This window comes from Endozoicomonas sp. 2B-B (assembly GCF_053470045.1).
In genome coordinates, this window is record NZ_JBLZMU010000002.1 from 289,822 (window position 1) to 311,340 (window position 21,519).

The following is a 21,519-nucleotide window of genomic DNA, read 5'->3' on the forward strand; positions in this document are numbered from 1 at the left end:
GAACCAGAGGTCTTGCGACAGCCTCAGAAGCGGGAATCCAACATTCGTTGTACTCCTGCTTTCGTGGGGGTGGCGGAATGTGAGTAAGTTAACGATATAAGGCTCAGACGCACTAGATCGACCAGGAAATACCCAGTTGCAAGGCCTGATAATCGGTCTGATGGTCATCAGCCTTGCTGAACTGGTAGCTGCCGTAAACTTCCACGTCGTTTGTCAGGCTGTGCCCTACTCTTAACTTCATTCGCCAGGCATCTTTGCTACTGATATCAGCGGGTAAATAGGCCATCCGGGGAGTTAATTTCTGTCGCAGTTGAATGGTTCTCAAGTCGTCATCATTGAGATCCTTGTTGTAGTCAATCTGAATACCAAGACGTGTTTTGTCGTTTATCGCATCCAGAAAAACACCTGCTGCGGCATTTTTGAAATCCAGCTCCTGATCACCGAATACCATAGAGGACAAGTTATTTTCGGACTCGGTAAAACCGTCGACCGATGATTTATGATAGCTGGCGGAAACAATAGGGCCTGCCTTTAGCTGTCCATTGTCGTAGAGTGCATAGCCTGCGTCCATGCTTAAACCATAGAGTTTGCCCGAGCTGGAGCTGCTTTCTTTGCGTGTCAAGGCACCCAGATGGAAACCACGCTTGTTGTCGTAATCGAGGTCAAGATAGTTCAATGCCGCATTGGAAAAAAACCTTTCCCCCTGATAACTGGTAAAAAGGCTGCCACCAATACTGTTGGTTTTATAGTCGGACTGCTCAGGTTTGTAGTGTGTTTCAGCGCCCTGTAAGGCGACACCCAGCTTGAATTCTTCTGTCAGTTGATAGTGTAGGCCTGCATGGATTACGAAACCCTTATTGTCATTGGCTTTCCTGGCAACAGCGTCATAAATCTGGCTTTCTGCGCCGGCTCCGCCACCAAAGAATGACAGGGTACCCGGCTCTGCGTCTTTCCAGCGATGCAGTGCCAGCTCATTAAAAATACTGCTGTCCAATGTGGTTGAATGAGAGTCTGCGATTCTTGGCAGGCTGCCGACTTCGGTAGCCGCCCTGATGGCTGACAAAATGTAATCGCTCCCTATTTTGTGCATAGCGCTGCTGGGGTGCAGGCCATCCCAGAATATGGACTTCTGTGCAACCCCGGTGATGATGCGATCTCTATCGTCTCCGCCCATAACTGTAGCGGGATCGGGCTTTTCGCAGGGTACGCCTGTGGGAACGCCCGCAACCATACAGGTGATGTCTGCGTTTTCAGGGGAAAGATCAACAAAACCAAAGGCTGCCGGGTTATCGGATACCTCTTTCACCAGACCATACAAATTCAGATAGAAGATATTGGCAGTGGACTTCTGGAGTTCTGTGAGGACGGCATCATCAATCGCTTTGCTGACCATTCTGAGTTGATCACGCGTACCAGCCAGCAAATGTTCTCCTCCCGGCGTTTCTCCAAGGTTGGGAACATTAAGCATAATGATATAACGAGCGCCATAGCTATGGAGTGCATTGGCAGTGCCTACCAGGTCCTGAGCGGCTTTCAGGGGAGTTCGTAAGTTGTTTGTCACGAATTCAACATCATTGCTACCGCCCAGAATCATGTACATGGCTTTTTTATCTGCCTGTCCATGGCTTCTCATGAAGAAACTGTCTTGCGTCTGATTCTTGAAAAAATCCAGATTTAAAGGCACATAAGGGGTATCTGACGTGACGGATAAAAGGATTTCCTCACTGGAGTTGCCACTCACGGAAAAATTATTGCCGCCATCCATAGAGGGGCGAAAATCAAACCCCATTGTGCCGGCAATATTCTGGTTGTATAAAGTTTTGTCTGAGAACTTTAATGGAACCAACCGTCCGGCATAAGGGACTTTCAGATTGCCGGTATCTGAGATACTGTCTCCAAAACTATAAAACTGACTATAAAGTTCATTAGCTTTTACAGGGGATAGCATTAAGGAAAAGGCTGCTACTGAGAGTACTTTTCGGTAAGAGGGTGATAAAAAGGGGACTGCTTTCATGATAAACCCGTGTTTTTGATCAGTTTGTGTCAGTCATTCCATTGTTTGTGTGTTCCAAAAAAATTGAGAAGCCTGTCCGAGAATAGACTGCCCTGGTGTGGCAGCAACAAATTGGTAAAAAAATTTTTAACATCTTCGCTTAGACTTGCGGAACTCTTTGGTAAGTTTTCAGTCCAAAGCTTTTGATCATGGGAAGGCTTCGGGTACACTCAGCTCCCCGTTTTTTCTGATAACGCATTATTTTTCTGTTTATGGCATCCGAACCGCTTTCTTTTGAAGAAAAACAGCCACAGACTCTTTCTTCTGAAGAAATACAGCCACCGGCTATTTTTCTGATGGGGCCCACTGCATCGGGCAAAACGGATCTGGCTATCCAGCTGGCGGAGAGACTGCCCTGTGAGTTGATCAGTGTTGATTCGGCACTGGTCTACAGAGGCATGGATATAGGAACGGCCAAGCCCTCTGCACAGGAACTGGCAAGGGCTCCTCATCGGTTGATTGATATCCGCGACCCTTCCGAGCCATATTCTGCAGCTGACTTCCGTGAGGATGCTCTCAGGGAAATGACGGAAATTACTAATAAGGGAAACATACCTCTCCTTGTGGGAGGTACCATGCTCTATTTCAAGGCGCTTCGAGACGGTCTGGCAACTTTGCCAGCGGCAGATGCCGGGATCAGGGAAGCGTTGATGAGAAGGGCTGAGTCTGAGGGCTGGCAGGCGCTCCATGACGAGCTTCAGACAGTTGATCCTGTAGCCGCTCTTCGTATTAGACCGACGGATACTCAGCGTCTGCAAAGAGCTCTGGAGGTCTATTATGCCACAGGCAAGGTGATTTCCCGTTGGCATCAGGAGCAGGCAACCAGTCGACTGCCTTATAATCTGGTGAATCTGGCCATTGCTCCCGGGGATCGATCAGTGCTCCATCAGCGCATTGAAACCCGCTTCAAACTTATGCTGGAGCACCATTTTGTGGATGAAGTCAGGGCTTTATACGAGCGGGGAGACCTGGATATTTCCCTGCCTTCTATCAGGGCGGTTGGTTATCGTCAGGTTTGGGGGTATCTTCAAGGAGAGATGGACTATTCCACCATGCTGGAAAAAGGGATAATCGCTACCCGACAACTGGCCAAGCGACAGTTGACCTGGCTCAGAAGCTGGCCTGATATTCATTGGCTGGACAGTTTGTCGAAAAACCGGTTGGAAGATGCCTTGAAATGGCTGAAGCCCGTCCTTAAATAAGGAATAATAAGAAAGTGATTTCTGTACAAGTCTCCTGACCTCAGCTTTGTATTGGTTAAAGCATTAACAAAGTGCATTGGAAAAGGCTGGTACGTGAGCACCTGCAATAGTTTCTGCAGGTCCGGTATGAGTAGCTAGTATTACCTATTGATGGCAGTGTGGGGCATCGCTTACTGTTGCCCAGCTAAATTTCTGGGCTGTACACAGATTGAACAATCAGGTACTGGCACTGCCGGTCGAGCGAATAGCCCAACTAGAAGTGAACAATGGCTATTCAAAACCCGAGAATTAATAAGGAGTACAGAAATGTCAAAAGGGCATTCTCTACAAGACCCTTACCTTAATGTGCTGCGTAAAGAGCGCGTGCCGGTTTCTATTTATTTGGTAAACGGCATTAAACTCCAGGGACAGATCGAGTCTTTCGATCAGTTTGTAATCCTTCTGAAAAACACCGTTAGCCAGATGGTTTACAAGCACGCAGTATCAACTGTAGTGCCAAGCCGCCCGGTTCGACTGCCAATGCAGGGTCAGGAAGGTATGGGCGAGCACGACGAGCAAGAATAAGTTTTGCTGATTGATTAAAAGGCGCTTTATAGCGCCTTTTGACGTTTATGAGTTTCATAAACAGGTCGTGTACGATTGAAACATTTTAAGCATGAAAATTGTTTTATGGAAAAAACAGCTGTGTAGAAAAATAACCGGGCAGTATACTATTGGGGCTGGCAGTCTGTTTTAATGGTCAATTCAGACCGTCTCAATATTTCCTGTTCTGTTAATGAATGGTTAATAACCCCTATCGAAAGAAAATAATTTCAGGAGTTTTGTTTGTTTTTTGAGCGCCATGAAGGTGGTGAAAGTGCAATCCTTGTTCATCCGGATATGAGTGAAGACAAGGAACGGGAAGATCCGCAGGAATTCATGGAGCTGGTTCGTTCTGCAGGTGTTGAAACCCTTGCTTTTATCACGGTGAATGTCCGGTCTCCTTCTCCCCGCTATTTTGTCGGTCCCGGTAAAGTTGAAGAAATCCGTCAATCTGTGCTTCAGCACAAAGCCGAAGTCGTTCTGTTTAACCATGCCCTGTCACCCAGTCAGGCCAGAAACCTTGAAAAAGAACTGGAATGCCGTGTCATTGACCGCACCGGACTGATACTGGATATTTTTGCCCAGCGTGCCAGAACCTTTGAGGGTAAGCTGCAGGTTGAATTGGCTCAGCTTGAATATATGAGTACCCGCTTAATCCGCGGCTGGACTCACCTTGAAAGACAGAAAGGGGGGATTGGTCTGCGGGGGCCGGGTGAGACCCAGCTGGAGACCGACCGCAGATTGCTCAGGGCAAGAATCAAAAGCATCACCCGTCGTTTGGAAAAAGTTCGTAAACAGCGTGACCAGGGACGGCGTTCCCGAAAGAGGGCAGAAGTGCCGCAGGTCTCTCTGGTAGGTTATACCAATGCGGGCAAGTCGACATTATTTAATAGCATGACTCAGTCAGACGTTTATGCACAGGATCAGTTGTTCGCAACACTGGAGCCAACGTTGAGAAGGCTGGATCTTGCTGATCTGGGGCCGGTGATCCTGGCAGATACGGTTGGATTTATTCGACACCTGCCTCATAAACTGGTGGAAGCCTTTCGGGCGACACTGGAGGAAACCCGTCAGGCAGATTTGCTGTTGCACGTGATCGATGCCCATGATCCGGAGCGTCTGGAAAATATCAGGGAAGTGCATGAAGTTCTGAAAGAAATTGATGCCAATGAACTACCCATTCTTCAGATTTATAACAAGATTGATCTGCTGGCTGAGGTGGCGCCAAAAATCCAGCGTGATGATAATGGACAACCTGAAAGAGTCTGGGTCTGTGCAAAAGACGGTGCAGGTCTGGAGTTAATCGGTCAGGCCATCACCGAATTGCTGGGCAATGATATGATTCAGGGGCGTCTGATGCTTCAGGCCAATCAGGGAAAAGTGAGGGCACGCTTGTACCAAATGGGTGCTATCCAGACAGAAGAGTATTCTGACAAAGGTGAACTGTTGCTGGATATCCGCATGCCAAGAAGTGACTTCGAACGGGTGGCAAAACAGGAAGGTTTACAGACAGGTTGTCTGATTGAAGGGTAGGATTATTGTTAATGAATAGTCAGCAAGGTGTCAGGAAGTTGCGGCGATTACTAATATGAGCTTGCACTTCCTGCTCTCCAAACTCTACAATCTGGCCTAGGAGCCTGATGGACTTAAGACTGTCCTACTGGGGTTGCTTAAGTCGGACAGGCTCCTGGAGGACTTTGTGACTCAGGGCGGTTTCGTACTCAAAAGTTTTGGTCCGATGGGCTCCCGGAGCGACACAATCAGCCTTGGTCTGTCGCCGAAAGTTGTGGTATCCGGATTTGCTGAATGTACACTGTTTCAGTCAAGCCTTTGGTTCACACGACCGGAAAGACGCCATGCCTGTCCGGGCAAGGTCAGGTTCACATATCTGTCAGGCCGATCGCCTTATGGATTTTACGCACTGCTGTAAAGAGAGTTACCCTGTCGTTGCGACAAAGGTCAGCTTTACAGCGAAATAGTTTGCTCACAGAGCCAGTTTGGACGATGCAAGTCCTGACGCACCAGCTGGGCAAAGAATTCGTTACTGACTCTACGGAGACATATATGGCCTGGAACGAGCCGGGTGGAAACAGCCAGGATCCATGGGGTAGTGGAAATAATAAGGGTGGTGGCAAAAATCAGGGACCACCTGATCTGGATGAAGCATTCCGCAAACTGCAGGACAAACTGAACTCAATGTTTGGTGGTGGCAAGAGTGGGGGTGGTTCAGGTAAAGGGAGCAGTAATTCCGGTTCCTCCTCAGGAATGTTTATCGGAATCATTGTTCTGGCAATTGTTGCCTACCTCTGGAACGCAATTTACACCGTCGATGAAAAAGAGCGCGCCGTTATTCTGCGCTTTGGGGTATATACCGAGACCGTTGGTCCGGGTCTTCACATATACTTCCCGCCCTTTGAAAGCAAGTTTCTGGAAAAGGTGACCGAACTCCGTACCTATAACCTGAGACAGCAGATGCTGACTGAAGACGAAAACATTGTTGAAGTCTCCATGTCTGTCCAATACAACATTGAAGACGTTAAAAATTATGTTCTGAATGTTGCCAAGCCTCTGATGAGTCTTGAGCAGGCCACCCAGAGTGCGCTGCGTCATGTGGTCGGCAGCTCCGAGATGTACCAGGTACTGACCCAGGGACGTGAAGTTCTGGGGCAGGAAGTTCGTGCCCGTTTGCAGGAATACCAGGAAAACTATGGGACGGGTCTGCGCATCGGTAAGGTCAACATTGAAAGTGCCCAGCCTCCAAAAGAAGTTCAGGCTGCTTTTGATGACGTAATTCGTGCACGGGAAGACGAGCAACGTGCCAAGAACAAGGCGGAAGCTTACGCGAACAAGATTATCCCTGAAGCGCGTGGTAAGGCTCAGCGGACCATTGAGGAAGCTAATGCTTACCGTGATGAAGTCATTGCCAGGGCTGAAGGTGAATCAGATCGTTTCTCCAAGCTCTTGACAGAGTACAAGCGTGCACCTGAAGTGACACGTGAGCGTCTCTACATCGAAACCGTTGAAGAAGTCCTGAAGGGCACCAGCAAGGTACTGGTGGACGTCAAGGGTGGCAACAATATGATCTACCTGCCACTGGATAAATTGACCCAGGGCAAGTCATCCATGCCAGCCCAGCCAGCTGAGCTGAGCAGTCAGGATTTGACTGACATCAGTAATCGCGTTGCAGAGGAGTTGAGCAAGCGAGTGAACAGTGCACGAAGCAGTGGGAGGGTTGGTCGATGAGTCAGAAAGGTTTTACAGCTCTGATCGCTGGTCTGGTCATCCTGGTTCTGGCCTGGAGTTGTCTCTTTGTCATCAGCGAGCGTGAGCGTGCAGTGCAACTGCGTTTTGGTCAGCTGGTGAACCCTAACCTGAAACCGGGTCTGCATTTGAAATTCCCGTTTGTAGACAACGTGCGTATTTTCGATGCCCGTCTGCAACATCTCGAAGTGCCATCAGAACGTTTTCTGACACTGGAACAGAAAGCGGTTATTGTGGACTCTTACATCAAGTGGCGAATAGCAGATGTCGCCAAGTTCTACAAGGCGACAGCCGGCGACATTTATCGTGCCAACACGCTGCTTTCCCAGCGTGCTGAATCCAGAATGCGTAACAAGTTTGGTGGTTTGACACTGAATGAAGTGGTATCCGGTCAGCGTGACAAGCTGATGAATGATATCACCAGCAACCTGGATAAAGTGGCCAGAGAAGAGCTGGGTGTGACTGTTGTGGATGTCCGGGTTAAAAAAGTAGACCTGCCACCTCAGGTCAGTGACTCGGTCTTCGAACGTATGTCTTCCGAGCGTGAGAAAGAGGCTCAGGAATACCGCTCCAAAGGTCAGGAAATGGCTGAAGGTATCCGTGCTAATGCGGACCGGGAACAGCGCGTTATTCAGGCAGACGCCTACAAGGACGCAGAGATTGTTCGAGGTGATGGCGATGCCAAGGCGGCAGAAGTTTATGCCGGGGCTTACCGTCAGGACCCTGAATTTTACGCATTCTATCGTAGCCTTCAGGCTTATAAAGAGTCCTTTGACAGTAAAGGCGACATCCTGTTGCTGGAACCGGATAATGATTTCTTCAACTATCTGAACAGTCACTCAGGTAGCAAAAAGTAAGCGGACAGTTTGCCGGGCAGGGCATTGCGGAAGTTCGGATGAACTGAAGCAGTGCCTCTGCCCTTGATGGCTGACCAGAGACCTGTGAGTATGTTGCAACCTCGGCCATAGCCTGCCTATTGCCTTCGGCTTCTTCACGGGGTGAGGGCTCCCCTCTTATCCTGCACAGCGAAACAGGCTACGAATAGAAGCTCTGTAGGGGGCAGTTTCGTAAGGAATCCTGATATAAAAGGGTGAGTGGCTACTCTCCAGCAGATATAGCTGCAAGCTTATTAACTCAAGCTGAATGATTCCCGGCTTCACTCCCGTCATTCCCGCGAAGGGGGCTGTCGCAAAACTCTAACAACTCGTTCCCAAGCTCTGAGGCTGTCGCAAAAGCCCAACAAGCTCTGCGTGGGAACGCATACCTCCCCTGAAAAGCTGACTCTGCAGTGCGAGATGGGTATCGCTTCCCACGCTGCAGCATGCGAACCAGAGTTTTGCAACAGCCTCCCTCGCGGGAATGACGACTTCCTTCGCGAGAATGTCGAACTCCTACTTAGCGACCATCATGATGTTGATTTTGAACTGACCAAAGTCTCAGTTGGTGTGATCCAGACAGACAACCCAGTTTCCTTTGGTCACCATCTTTGCCAGTCAATGGGTGCGTTGCACGAAAGCTGACTGCTTGAGGTAATAGGCTTGCAGAATACTTGCTATCGGTCACCTATTCACCCTTTCATACCAAGCTTTGTCTCGAAATCGTCGCTACAGAGGAATAGGAAGTTAGCAGAATTGTGGTAGATATTTTGGCGCTCGCATACTGGCCAGAAAACTGTCTGTGAGGAAAGTTCCTGAAAGAACATTAGGTGGTTAGACGAGAGCACAACAACCATCTCTTGTCATACGATAATGAGATGGTTGTTTTAGCTGAATATGAGTTAAATAGCGGAGCTATTTTAAAAACTCTATATTTGAGGAAGATTATATCTTTGCTCTATTGAGCTTCTAATATCATTTCGGTCTATTTTTTTAAGGGTACTTAGGAAGTCTCTGAAGGTAATAGGTCGACGAGAGCCTCGCTTCCATTGGTACAGCATTGCCATCACCTTATCGAAGAGTTGTCTGTTATCATGATCTATAGCATCTAATTGGGGTTCTCTAAAACCTCCTTCCGTACGTCTGGCAAACATTTTCCATTTAGTACCTATCTCGTAACCATAATCTATGAATATTTTTTCTGGTAAAGGTGAGTCCAGAGTGTATCCTGTTGTTTGCTCACGCTGGGGTTCTGCCGCTGTTCGCATAGCAGCCAGTCCGCTGACAGGTGTGGATGGCTGTTCCTGAGCCAGTTCATCAGCCAATTCTCTGGGAATCTCGCCAAAGACGAAAAACATACTGTTTAAGAACGCATTTTTTTGCTCTGAACTGGTTGAGTTCAGTAAATTAATAAGTTCTTTTCTGGCAGTCTTGGCAAAATAAAGGAAAAGCTGACGTTGATCCTGAGAAAGTTTGTGCATAAACTCGCCACATTCCACGAGTGTTGTGCTTAAAATAGCCAAGCCGGTGAATATAGCCATAACTTGTTCAGGTGTGGATGGATTATTGTCAGAAATATAAAATCCAACGCCATAAAGTGTTTGAGATTGCAAATTCCTTTCTAATTTATGTACGTTAGATTCAGTAATAAAGGTATGTTGTCCAAAGCCCCAGGGGATAATATCCAGCTGACCATCTCTATAATTCGGAAAGCCAAAACGATAATCTCTAAACAGTTCTCTGGATAACTCGCTTAAATATCTGAATGTGTCATATGTCGAAGGAACCGTTTTCTCTGCCAGTAAATCACTGGTTTGTTTGAATATTTGATAAATAAAATCCATTAATTCTTTTTTCTTTTGGTTATCTACTTGTGAATATACGAGATTATATAACTCGTTATGTGTCGCAAGATTATTGCTTATCAGCTCACTGGCTAATTTGTTTTCTGTGAATTGATTCAAAAAGGCCTGGGTCTCAAATATGTCCCGGTGACGGGCCAGTGTCTTAACAATTCTTGCTATTTCAACATGCTTGTCGATTCCATGATTCTTAGCCAGCACACCGACCTGTAGAATCAAGTTACCAGCAGATATTGAACCTCTGGAAAATTTAACCCAGTACTTGTGAAATTTTTCCAGAGTCTCTTTATGCTGTAAAATATTTTCAGTTAGAAGGTTATAAAGTTCATACTTTTTGTAGAAATGGCTGGAGTGAAAAATATCCGACTCTCGTCTTTCATAGACCAGTTCACCGAGCCATCGTGTTAGTCTGATCGCTGAGGTATCAACCCACTCTGCCACGGCTACCGGTATTTCCTTACTTGTTACAATAGGAGGCGGTTCGCTGAGATCCCGCTCAAATGCAACCATGCCAGCATTAGCGCAGTCGAAGCACATATTGTTAAAGACTACAGGTTTTTGTCTCTGACAATGTTGGCAATACACGTTGTTGGGTGCCCCGCCGGAACCATCGTCTTCCCCATTTCCGCTTTCACCGAAGAGGCGTCGATTATGATGACTGTAGGCCTCCTGAGATTGCCTGTAGGAGGGAGGTTTCAGATCAACTCTGGCATCTTTTGCAGTGGTTTCAGTACCTTTCGGGCAACTTATCCCCGTTGGACAGCTGCCCGGAAATACTGAAACACTAATTAATTGCTTAGGGCTTAAAATGAACTCTTGTTCTGTATAAACACGATAGTCTTCTGTCTGTTCCGGGTTGTTGCTCTGGTAATGATCAAATGCTGCTTCCGGATTATCCGGATTCCTGAGCAATGCCATAAAAAGTCGCGGATTCCGCTCAAGGTTTGCACCCTTTATCTTATTCCACAGATGTTGTGAAATAAGGATGGTCTGCTCATTCCAGCCACGCTTGATTTTGAGAACAATCCGGGTATCCCAAACTCGTTTCTTAACAGCCTGACCGTTAGTGTCGGGGAGACGCACCAGGACTATTCTACTGACCAGTTCACTCATCAGTTCAAAAGAGTAAAGGGGAGCCATACCACCTCCCGGCCTTTTTTTAAATAAATCGTCTGAATCATCGCCGCCACCAAAACCGCCACCGCCGGAGTTTGTGTATAGCTCGCTGTTATCTGCGGTCTCAGGGGTTTGAGGTACTACAGAAGGCCCATTGAAACGGCTGGTATCGTCAGGATTATTGAACCCGTTTTCCGGAACCTGAGGGTTACGGAAAAAAATATCGACAAATGATAGCTTTTTATTGTCGGAAGTATTGTTACCAGAAGTGTTGCCACCGGATGGTGACGGTAGACCGGTGCTTTGTGAAAAAATACCACTACACTCTGGTTGTATACGCCATGCATTATTGTCTTGAACCGACAGGACCAACGACGCTTTACCAGCCGGTAAACGCCATCTGGCTAAATATTCATGTTGCCAGCCACCACTGTCTGGTGTCAGTTCGACCACTCTCATTCCTCCGGCCTGAATATCAGGCATACCCTGCCCTGTTAAAGCCTCTGTAATTACTGGTGGGGAGGGAAAATTTCCTGCGGATAACGAGGGAGGGGTTCTGAAACAAAAATGAAAGATATCGCCTGCTTTGCTATTCAGACGGATATAAAGCTGATTTTTTTCCAGTTCAATTGTCTTGCCTTTATCATCAGCAGTTTTAAGATCGTAAACAAGGTGAAGAGACGGATTGTTCTCTATAAACGACATTTTATTAATAAATTCTGTTGTCTTCGGGGATTTGAAGGAGTCCCCCCATCCCGCCCAGCTCAATAGATCGGAAACAGCAGAACTATGACCGGAGACCGGCAAAATGACCGACAGAGCGAATAACAGAAACAGGCGAGCCATAGTGAGAAATCTTTTTACTTTCATAATTGAATTTGCCCATAGATTTTTATTGTTGAGGCATAACAATAGACCCTAAATCTGAAGCTGTATTATTTATCTCCCATCTGTTCATGTTCAACGTGCCAGCTCAGAAGAATTGCACGGGAAGACATAAACGGTAATTTCACGTTTTTTGTGTTTTTCAAAATCGAAGCTATCCTGTTTCATGGCTTAAGAATTTTGGGAATGAAGAAAAGATACAGAGGCGATCTATTCTGATCGCAGGCGACTGATTATGCTTCTCTTGCGCAGGTACAGTTGTAGTTGCGAGTCCTGTCTGCTGATAGAGCCTGTCGTTCAAAGCTGTCGTTTATCAATTATTGGCAATTTTGTTAACATATTTGTCGGCGTCGGGGATACAAAAATGGCAATGCGCCATCCAGAATCAGCGGTAGAGTGAGGGCCTTGATTGAGTTTCATTATATCCGGATGATCGCTTCCCAACGGACAGGCTCACAAAAAGCGGGTTGCGATCTCTGACGATGAAGAAATGAAACAGTGCTTTTGCTCTTGCCGGTTGATCAGAGACTGATAAATTATCGACTACTGGTCGTGAAGTCTGCTTCAGCCAGTGGTATGATACCGCAAACCGGGTTCTGCCCGGTTTTTTTGTGGACCTGTCCGGACTAAAAGCTTTGGGGAGTCATCCTGTGGATATGTTGCAACATCTGGGCATAGCCTTGAGTCTGATGCTGGTTCTGGAAGGCGTCTTGCCTTTTTTGTATCCCCAGCGCTGGCGCAATATGGTCACAAAGTTGTCAGAGATTGATAACCGGCAGCTGCGCATGGCAGGTTTTGGCAGCATGTTGGTAGGACTCATAATTCTGAGTATGCTCACGTAAAAGCGGAATAGTTTATCGCTCCAGGAGCCTGTCAGACTTGAGTTGTCCGCCTCAGGACAGCCTTTAGTCCAACAGACTTCTGGCACAGTGGTAAAAGCGAAAAAAAGAGGGCTGTTATGACCGTCGCAGATCGCTGGTTATTGCCAGATGGCATTGAGGAAATTCTTGCTCCACGAGCACGTCAGGCAGAAATGCTTCGTCGTGAGATGCTGGATTTATTCGATTGCTGGGGCTACGAGCTGGTGATTCCTCCTCATCTGGAGTTCATGGAGTCACTGACAGCTGGTCTGGGCCGCGATCTGGAGTTGCAGACGTTTAAAGTAACAGATCAACTCACGGGTAGAACGATGGGGTTAAGGGCGGATACCACGCCAGCTGTTGCCAGAATTGACGCCCACACCCTGAAAGCAAAAGGGCCGGTTCGACTTTGCTACGCGAGCAGCGTGTTTCACACTCGTTCAGCGTCGTTGGGAGCCACAAGGTCGCCCATTCAGCTGGGTGCAGAACTTTATGGTCATGGCGGCGTCGAGAGTGATATTGAAGTCATTTCCCTGATGCTGGAAACACTGGCAGCGATCGGTATTGAGTCTGTGAACCTCGATCTGGGTCATGTGCGGATCTATCGTTCACTGGTGGAGTATGCCGGACTGAGTGAACAGCAGGAGCAGAAACTGTTTGATGCTCTGCAAAGAAAAGCGGTGTGTGAAGTATCTGAACTGCTGGCCAGCTGGCAAATCTGTTCGGGCACCGCAAAGATGTTTAAAGCGCTGACATCCCTGACAGGTCATGCCAGTGTCATCAATGATGCCCGTGCGGTACTGAAGGACGCGCCTGAGGCTGTTTTCAAAGCGCTCGACCAGCTGGAAGTGATTGCCGGCAAGGTCGCTGAGCTTTACCCGTCAGCTAACCTCTACCTCGATATGGGTGAGTTGCGCGGTTATAACTATCATACAGGCGTCGTGTTTGCTGCGTATGTTCCCGGAAAGGGACAGGCGATCGCCAAAGGCGGCCGATATGACGGCATTGGGCGGATCTTTGGCAGAGCCCGCCCTGCTACCGGTTTCAGTACAGACCTGAAGACGTTAATTGAGCTGAAGAGCCTTCCGGATCTGAAAACGGATGCCAGTGACGAACGAATGACGATATTTGCCCCTGTTGCTGCAGATCCTGCTGTTGTAAAGAAACTGCGTCGCCAGGGACAACGGGTAGTTTACCAACTGCCTGAACAAGAGACAGACGCTGCAGGCACGGGTTGCGACCGGCAGCTGGTCTGCCGTGACGGAGAGTGGGTTGTAGAATAACCCGGAAGTCTGATCGAAATTGATTTCAGTTAAACTTCTCCGGCCTGTCACAGATGCATGAGAGTCGGTTCAGAAAATGTTTTGAACTGAACTTTGTCATGTCTGTTTATTTTAGAAAGTAAGAGACCGTTTACCATGGGTAAGACTGTTGTCGTACTCGGCACTCAATGGGGTGACGAAGGTAAGGGCAAAATCGTTGACCTGCTGACTGAGCAGGCAAAAGCGGTTGTGCGTTTCCAGGGCGGCCATAATGCCGGCCATACATTGGTGATCGACGGTGAAAAAACCGTTCTGCACCTGATTCCTTCCGGTATTCTGCGCGAAGGCGTTGTATGCTACATCGGTAATGGCGTAGTTCTGTCTCCTGAAGCTCTGCTGAAAGAGATTCACAAGCTGGAAGAAGGTGGCGTTCCTGTTCGTGAACGTCTGCGAATCAGCCCGTCCTGCCCGCTGATTCTTCCTTATCACATTGCCCTGGACCAGGCCCGTGAATTGGCACGAGGCAAGGACAAAATCGGTACCACCGGTCGTGGTATTGGCCCTGCCTACGAAGACAAAGTAGCTCGCCGTGGACTGCGTGTTGCCGATCTTCTGCATCCTGAGCGTTTTGCCCAGAAACTGAAAGAAGTCATGGAGTACCATAACTTTGCTCTGGAGCACTACTACAAGGCTGATACAGTAGATTTTCAGAAGACTCTGGATGAAGCACTGGCCATGGGTGAACAGATCAAACCTATGATTGAGCGTGTGACCGACAAGGTTCATGAGCACCATGGCAAGGGTGACAACATTCTGTTTGAGGGGGCTCAGGGCTCTCTGTTGGATATTGATCACGGTACCTACCCATTCGTCACTTCGTCCAACACCACAGCCGGTGGTGTTTCTACCGGCAGTGGTTTTGGCCCTCTCTATCTGGACTACGTTCTGGGTATTACCAAGGCTTACACGACTCGTGTCGGTTCTGGTCCTTTCCCGACCGAGCTGTTTGACGATGTGGGTATGCACCTGGCCAGGAAAGGCAATGAGTTTGGTGCGACCACTGGCCGTCCCCGTCGTTGTGGCTGGTTTGACGCTGTGGCTCTGCGTCAGTCTGTTCAGATCAACTCCGTATCCGGTCTCTGTCTGACCAAGCTGGATGTTCTGGATGGCCTGCAAACTATCAAGATCTGCACCGGTTACAAGAATGCCCGGGGTGAGTCCATTACGACCCCTGTGGATGCAGAAGAGTACGAAGCAATTCAACCGGTTTATGAAGAAGTGCCCGGCTGGTGTGAGTCTACATTTGGTGCCAGGAGCCTGAATGATCTGCCGGAAAATGCCCGCGCCTACATCCGCCGTCTGGAAGAAGTGGTGGGAACACCTATCCATATCGTTTCTACCGGCCCGGATCGTGTAGAAACCATTATTCTGGAACAGCCTTTCGGCTGATCCGGTCCCCCGCCGGATTTACTGGCGGCGGGGGCTTCTTCGCCATCAGAACCTGTAAGAAACACCGGCCATGTAAACCAGTGGGTCCAGTTCTGCGTCCAGCTTGTAGCGGTGTCCAGAGTCGTCCCTGAACTTCGCTGTGGTATTGATGTCCATATACCATACAGCAGCATTCACGGCCCAATGCTCGTTCAGTTGATAGTCAAAGCCCAGTTGTCCACTCAGGCCCAATGAACTGTCCAGTTCCAGATCGCTGAAGGTATCACTGGCGGAGCCTTTGAAATCTTCACTGAAGAAAACGGTGTAGTTCAAACCAAGTCCCAGGTAAGGCTGGAACCTGGCGTTTTTGTCCATCGGGTAGTATTGCAGGCTCAAAGTCGGTGGTAAGTGTTTAACTTCGGCAAAATCTCCCAATCCTGCCAGATCACCTTTTCCTTTCAGAGTGTGTTTGAACGGTGTCGCTGCCAGCAGCTCAACACCAAACTTATCCGACAGCATGTAGGTAAAGGAGAGTCCCAGCTGAGTGTCATTATTGACGTCAACTGTTTTGTTTTTTTCCTCAAACCCGTTGGTTTTTAATCCCCCACTGTCAACATTGGTCTGAACGCTGGCTACTCCGCCCCGGAAAATAAAATCTCCGGCCTCATAAGCCTGAGCAGAGGTAGCAGAAACAGCAATTGCTGCAGCAATAGTGAGTGAGAGAACGTTTCTGTTCATGGTGGTCCCTTGTAGGTGTGTGTAGAAAGTTTCTTTGTTAACTATTAACATTTTAATTAGTTGTTCGTGGTGCAATATTGATCTGAATCAATGCATCGTCGTGTCTGCCAACGCATATGCGGTAGGAATTAAGTTGAAAGTGTGGGCATACTAAGCAAAGATGCGCGCTAGTTACCCGGAGTAGGGTTACACTGCATACAGACATTATGTGATCACAGAGAGGTTAATAAACCCTATGCCCAAAAAAGGGTGGAAAGAACTGGACTCCCAGGCTGCTGATGAAGCAGCTCGCTACGACAACCCGATTCCCAGTCGTCTTTTTATTATGGAGACTCTGGAAAAGAGAGGGGCTCCGGCAAGCCATAAGTTACTGTGCCGTGAGTTGGGTGTAACTCTGCCTGAGCAGCAGGAAGCTTTGTTATTCCGCCTTAAAGCTATGATTCGTGATGGTCAGCTACTGGAAACCCGCAAGGGAACCTACGGTCTGTTGAGTAAAATGGATCTGATCAAAGGGCGTATTCAGGGTAATAAGGACGGCTATGGATTCCTGATTCCTGATGAGGGCGGCGAAGATTACTACCTCTCATGGCGTGAAATGCGCAAGGCTTTTGATGGTGATCGTGCGGTCATTCGTGAAACCGGAGTGGACCGCAGAGGACGACTTGAAGGTCAGATTGTTGAAGTCATAGAGCGTAATACCACCCAGTTGGTGGGTCGCTTTTACATAGAAAACGACAATGTTTTTGTCGTACCGGAAAACTCCAGAATTGATCGCGAAATTCTCATCAAGCCGGGCCCTTTGATGCCCAGCCATGGGCAATATGTTCTGGTTGAAATCCTTGAGCAGCCTGGCCGACGTGTTCAGCCGATGGGCCTGATCAAAGAAGTGTTGGGTGAACGACAAGATGCCGGAATGGAAGTGGACGTTGCATTACGCACCCATGACATTCCTCATGAGTGGCCTCCTGAAGTGGAAGAGCAGGTGGCCCGGTTCAAGCCGGAAGTGGCTGAGCGGGACAAAAAGCACCGTGTTGATCTGAGAGAGACGCCTTTCGTTACCATTGATGGCGAAGATGCCCGTGACTTTGATGATGCAGTCTACTGTGAACCCAAAAAAAGCGGCGGCTGGCGTTTATTTGTAGCCATTGCTGATGTTTCCCATTACGTGAAGCCCGGAACAGCACTGGACAAAGAAGCCTATAACAGGGGCACTTCTGTCTACTTCCCGGGACATGTTATTCCCATGTTGCCGGAAGTATTGTCAAACGGGCTCTGCTCTCTGAATCCTGAAGTGGATCGTCTGGCCATGCTGTGCGAAATGACCATCAGTGGCAATGGAAAAATTTCCGGTTACAAGTTCTACGAGGGTCTGATCCGCTCCCATGCCCGTCTGACTTATACCCAGGTTTGGGAAATGCTATCAAAGCCACTCAGTGATGAGGGCAAGGCTTTACGTCGCGAACGAAAAGCGGTTCTTCCCCATGTAGAAGAACTCTATAACCTGTTCAAGGTTCTGAAAAGTATTCGTTCTGACCGTGGCACTATTGATTTTGAAACGGTAGAAACACAGATCGTTTTCGGTCGTAACCGAAAAATCGAAAAGATTGTCCCTGCTGTCCGCAATGACGCGCACAAACTGATTGAAGAATGCATGCTTTGCGCCAATGTCTGTGCGGCCAAATTCCTTCAGAAACACAAGATTCCCGGGCTCTATCGCGTGCATGAAGGGCCTTCTATGGAGAAGCGGCTCAATCTGAACAGCTTTATTGCCAGTCTTGGCTTATCGCTGCCTGCTGGCAAGCTGAAGCCCGCTCACTTTCAGGCTTTGTTGGCATCGGTTAAAGATCGCCCCGATTACAATGTGATCCAGACAGTGGTCCTGCGTTCTATGAGTCAGGCCGTGTACACTTCGGATAATCAGGGGCACTTCGGACTGGCTTTTGACGAATATGCGCACTTCACTTCGCCGATTCGTCGTTATCCTGATCTGCTGGTGCACAGGGCTATCCGTCATATTATTCGTTCTTCTGTTGAAACCCGGCATGTTGTTCGCGTGGGTGCCAGAGAGATGAATAAAAAGACCATTTATCCCTATGATGGCAGTGAAGTGCTGGCCATGGGAGAGCACTGTTCTGCGACAGAACGCCGGGCAGACGAAGCTACACGGGATGCTATGGATTGGCTGAAGTGCGAGTACATGCAGCAGCATATCGGACAGACGTATTCCGGTGTCATTTCGTCCGTTACAGGCTTTGGCCTGTTTGTCGCCCTGGATGATATTTATGTAGAAGGTCTGGTACACGTCACTAGCCTTCCGGATGATTATTATCATTACGACGCTGTTCATCATCGTATGGTGGGTGAAAGAACCGGCAGAAGCTATCGATTAGGTGATGATATCGAAGTCATGGTGGCCAGCGTCAATCTGGATGACCAGAAAATTGATTTCGAATTATCCACAGGTACTGCGCAGAGACCTTCACGTTCCCGCAAATCGCGAAAAAGCCCCTCAAAAGGTGGCAAGCCATTAACCAGTGTGGCCAAGAGTCGGGCCGCAAAAAGAGCTTTACTGGATGCAGCAAAGTCTGAAGAATCGGGCAAGAAAACTACAGGTAAAAAGAAAAAAACCACTCGCAAGCAAAAAGCCAAGGCTAAAAGTACCGGCAAGAAGTCCGGTAAATCCTCAGCCGGTAAAAAGCCAGAAACGAATAAAAAGTCGTCTGCAAAACCGGCCGACAGACAGCCGAGAAAGAGAAAGGCTAAGTGATTTGAAAGCGGTCAGGCGGCAATTTCCAATTTGACGCCTAATGATTTCAGCAATCGGTGAACAGCAAGTTGATCTTTCTTTGTAATCTGCTCTGACATTAACCAGAATCTTGAGTATTATCCGGGCTCAATAGCCTATTCCGAGTGTTAAGATGTCAGTCAACACCGACACAGGAAACAACCTCATGGCCAGATATAGCCTGGCTGAAGAGATTGCAAACAGTATCACCCACGGTCTGGGCGCTCTGCTCAGTGTGGCCGGTTTGACCCTTTTGGTAACCTATGCTGCCGAACAGCATGATGTCTGGCGCATTGTCAGCTTCAGTATCTATGGGGCAACGCTAATACTGCTCTTTCTATCTTCCACGCTCTATCACAGTATCCAGCATGAGAACACCAAGAGGGTCTTCAAGCTGCTGGATCATTGTTCCATCTACCTTCTGATCGCCGGAACCTATACCCCGTTCTTACTGGTCAGCATGAGGGGAACATTGGGCTGGATCATGTTTGCCATTATCTGGCTGTTGGCTATTGCGGGCATTGTTTTTAAAGTCTGGTTTGGTCCACGCTTTAAAAAACTTTCGGTAGCCACTTATATTTTGATGGGCTGGCTGGTTCTTTTTGCGTCAAAAGAGTTGGCCAGCAAGGTATCGCTGGAGGGTATCTGCTGGCTGTTAGCGGGTGGCCTCTCTTATACTCTTGGGGCGGTTTTTTACCTGTGGAAAAAGCTGCCCTTTAACCATGCTATCTGGCATGTTTTTGTTCTGGGCGGTAGTGTCTGTCATTTCTTTGCTGTTTTTTTTCACGTACTGCCTGCCGGTTAGTTCCAGATCAGGCTATGGGGCAGAACTGTTGTCAGTGCTCGTGTTAGTGTGAGGTGGCAGGCAGCCATTCATCGCTTTTTGTAGTCATGGGGTGTTACCAGTTTCGCCGTAAAGCCTCGCCCAATGCGGGCGGGGATATAAGGCGGGAACGCGTAGAGCGTTCCGGTTGAGTGTTTGTAGGTAAACTGCTACCTTTTGTCCTGTCTCTTGTAGACCTACCGTCGGGCAGACGGGATGTTAAGTCTGTGGAGTTTGTGTGAGACTTGGGGAGCATGGGGCTAGGCGCCCCCGTTGATTCGCCATCGTAAAAGCTCCCACTGCGGAACTTTTATGCGATAACCAAGCCTGTTCCCTGAGCAACGAACTATGAAACAGAAACGTTCTTGAGCGATCAAGAACCCTCGCCCGATTGAGGCTGTCGCAAAACTCTGGTTCCCATGCTCCAGCGTGGGAATCCATACTTATCTCGAGCTGCAGAGTCCGCTTTTCAGGGGAGGTATGCATTCCCACGCAGAGCGTGGGAACGAGTTGTTGGGCTTTTGCGACAGCCTCGATAGGGCGGGGAGTGTCAGGACCTTGACCTGTACCAGATGACCCTCAATGGTGTAGATCACAGGGTATTGTTTATTCAAGCGTGAAGAACGGTATCCATTCCACTGAAGCCTTCGGCTCTGCTAATATGCATTCCAATCCTGATTCCAACCCTGCATGCGAATTCCCGTAATGAGTGATGATGTTGTTTTTGGCCTGCACGCTGTGCAGAGCCTGTTTGAGCATTCTCCTGAAAAAGTTTTGGAACTTTTGATCCAGAAAGGTCGCACTGATAAGCGCATTAATGCGCTGGTGGAGGAAGCCCGCAACCAGGGCGTGACGGTGCGTTTTGTCGAGCGCGCCCGATTGGACTCGAAAGTTGAAGGGGTGCACCAGGGTATATTGGCCCGTGTTGCGCAGGCGAAAGTTTACCGGGAGGGCGATCTGGAAGATCTTCTGAACACGCTGGATGAGCCGCCTTTCCTCTTGATACTGGATGGCGTGACCGATCCTCATAACCTGGGTGCCTGTCTAAGAACCGCTGATGCCGCCGGTGTTCACGCCATGATTACGCCCAAAGACAAATCTGCCACCCTGAATGCGACGGCTCGAAAAGTGGCCTGTGGCGCAGCAGAGAATGTCCCGCTGGTACAGGTGACCAATCTTTCCAGAACCATGGATTGGCTGAAAGATCGTGGCATCTGGATGATTGGCACCGCCGGTGAAAGCGCTTGTGATCTTTACAAGACAGACCTCAAGGGGCCCCTGACCCTGGTGATGGGTGCTGAGGGTAAGGGAATGAGAAGACTGACCCGTGACAAGTGTGATTCTTTAATCTTTATCCCCATGACAGGGTCAGTCAGCAGTTTGAATGTTTCTGTAGCGACAGGTGTCTGCCTGTTTGAGGCGGTTCGCCAAAGACAGTCATAGAACTCCGAAATTCTCAGGATGGTTTTTCTCTCAACAGAGCGTCCAGATGTTCAATGACTACAACCCAGTCAGCGTCTTCATTGTATGCCTGTTGAATAAAAGCCTGCTGGCTGTCTGAAAAGAAGTCGGCATGCTCAATTTTTACCCGATGGGGCATTTTTTTATGCTCTTCGATGAAGGCATTGATTTCTTGGTCGCTGCTGGGCAATCCAAGCTGATCAAACAAATCGTTCATGGTGTGATGAGCAGGTTCCATTGAGACCTCCTGATGGAATCTGTTTTCGTAACGTCATGATAGCAGGCCACTGTCTTTTGAAAAGATAAAACCGAATTCCAAAGGTAAA

Annotated in this window: 15 protein-coding genes; 11 read left to right on the top strand and 4 right to left on the bottom strand. The window is 48.5% G+C overall.

Annotation, left to right across the window (positions count from 1 at the left end; all coding sequences use genetic code 11):
- Window positions 1-112 precede the first annotated feature (112 nt).
- Window positions 113-1,948 (bottom strand): autotransporter domain-containing protein, encoded by a 1,836-nt coding sequence (locus tag ACOMHB_RS25540; RefSeq protein ID WP_448218866.1) that lies wholly within the window; start codon window positions 1,946-1,948, stop codon window positions 113-115.
- A gap of 317 nt (window positions 1,949-2,265) precedes the next feature.
- Here ACOMHB_RS25540 and miaA point away from each other — a divergent pair, with 317 nt between their 5' ends.
- The 5 genes from miaA to hflC all read left to right on the top strand — a co-directional run bounded on the left by miaA (window position 2,266) and on the right by hflC (window position 7,955).
- A complete protein-coding gene (gene miaA, locus ACOMHB_RS25545; protein ID WP_448218867.1) occupies window positions 2,266-3,255 on the top strand; it encodes a tRNA (adenosine(37)-N6)-dimethylallyltransferase MiaA in 990 nt (329 codons plus the stop codon).
- 306 nt (window positions 3,256-3,561) lie between these two features.
- Window positions 3,562-3,819, top strand: coding sequence for an RNA chaperone Hfq (gene hfq, locus ACOMHB_RS25550; protein ID WP_317144701.1), 258 nt, complete (start codon window positions 3,562-3,564; stop codon window positions 3,817-3,819).
- Between the two features lie 261 nt (window positions 3,820-4,080).
- The gene (gene hflX, locus ACOMHB_RS25555) at window positions 4,081-5,370 is read left to right on the top strand and encodes a ribosome rescue GTPase HflX (RefSeq protein WP_448218868.1); all 1,290 of its coding nucleotides are present in this window, start codon (window positions 4,081-4,083) and stop codon (window positions 5,368-5,370) included.
- Window positions 5,371-5,901: 531 nt separating this feature from the next.
- Window positions 5,902-7,080: an FtsH protease activity modulator HflK gene (gene hflK, locus ACOMHB_RS25560; RefSeq protein WP_422135701.1), complete on the top strand. Its 1,179-nt coding sequence runs from the start codon at window positions 5,902-5,904 to the stop codon at window positions 7,078-7,080.
- Complete coding sequence (hflC, locus tag ACOMHB_RS25565; protein WP_422135700.1) at window positions 7,077-7,955, top strand: protease modulator HflC; 879 nt, start codon at window positions 7,077-7,079, stop codon at window positions 7,953-7,955. The genes hflK and hflC overlap by 4 nt, the downstream gene beginning before the upstream one ends.
- Before the next feature lie 947 nt (window positions 7,956-8,902).
- Here hflC and ACOMHB_RS25570 read toward each other — a convergent pair.
- Complete coding sequence (locus ACOMHB_RS25570) at window positions 8,903-11,863, bottom strand: death domain-containing protein (RefSeq protein ID WP_448218869.1); 2,961 nt, start codon at window positions 11,861-11,863, stop codon at window positions 8,903-8,905.
- A 629-nt stretch (window positions 11,864-12,492) separates the two neighbouring features.
- On the opposite strand from ACOMHB_RS25570, the gene ACOMHB_RS25575 reads away from it, so the two are divergent.
- The 3 genes from ACOMHB_RS25575 (at window position 12,493) to ACOMHB_RS25585 (ending at window position 15,407) form a co-directional block, all read left to right on the top strand.
- Entirely contained in the window at window positions 12,493-12,678 is a 186-nt protein-coding gene (locus ACOMHB_RS25575) for a DUF2065 domain-containing protein (protein WP_317146501.1), read from the top strand.
- A gap of 116 nt (window positions 12,679-12,794) precedes the next feature.
- Window positions 12,795-13,979: an ATP phosphoribosyltransferase regulatory subunit gene (locus tag ACOMHB_RS25580; RefSeq protein WP_448218870.1), complete on the top strand. Its 1,185-nt coding sequence runs from the start codon at window positions 12,795-12,797 to the stop codon at window positions 13,977-13,979.
- Window positions 13,980-14,114: 135 nt separating this feature from the next.
- A complete protein-coding gene (locus tag ACOMHB_RS25585) occupies window positions 14,115-15,407 on the top strand; it encodes an adenylosuccinate synthase (protein WP_448218871.1) in 1,293 nt (430 codons plus the stop codon).
- A gap of 45 nt (window positions 15,408-15,452) precedes the next feature.
- Here the strand turns inward: ACOMHB_RS25585 and ACOMHB_RS25590 are convergent, their stop codons facing one another.
- A complete protein-coding gene (locus tag ACOMHB_RS25590; protein ID WP_448218872.1) occupies window positions 15,453-16,124 on the bottom strand; it encodes an OmpW/AlkL family protein in 672 nt (223 codons plus the stop codon).
- Between the two features lie 235 nt (window positions 16,125-16,359).
- On the opposite strand from ACOMHB_RS25590, the gene rnr reads away from it, so the two are divergent.
- The 3 genes from rnr to rlmB all read left to right on the top strand — a co-directional run bounded on the left by rnr (window position 16,360) and on the right by rlmB (window position 21,175).
- Window positions 16,360-18,891, top strand: coding sequence for a ribonuclease R (gene rnr / locus ACOMHB_RS25595; RefSeq protein WP_448218873.1), 2,532 nt, complete (start codon window positions 16,360-16,362; stop codon window positions 18,889-18,891).
- Between the two features lie 184 nt (window positions 18,892-19,075).
- A complete protein-coding gene (gene trhA, locus ACOMHB_RS25600; protein ID WP_448218874.1) occupies window positions 19,076-19,714 on the top strand; it encodes a PAQR family membrane homeostasis protein TrhA in 639 nt (212 codons plus the stop codon).
- Window positions 19,715-20,437: 723 nt separating this feature from the next.
- On the top strand, window positions 20,438-21,175 hold the full coding sequence (gene rlmB, locus ACOMHB_RS25605) for a 23S rRNA (guanosine(2251)-2'-O)-methyltransferase RlmB (RefSeq protein WP_448218875.1): 738 nt from the start codon (window positions 20,438-20,440) through the stop codon (window positions 21,173-21,175).
- A gap of 13 nt (window positions 21,176-21,188) precedes the next feature.
- On the opposite strand, the gene ACOMHB_RS25610 is transcribed toward rlmB, so the two are convergent.
- Entirely contained in the window at window positions 21,189-21,431 is a 243-nt protein-coding gene (locus ACOMHB_RS25610) for a DUF2789 family protein (RefSeq protein ID WP_422135689.1), read from the bottom strand.
- Window positions 21,432-21,519 lie beyond the last annotated feature (88 nt).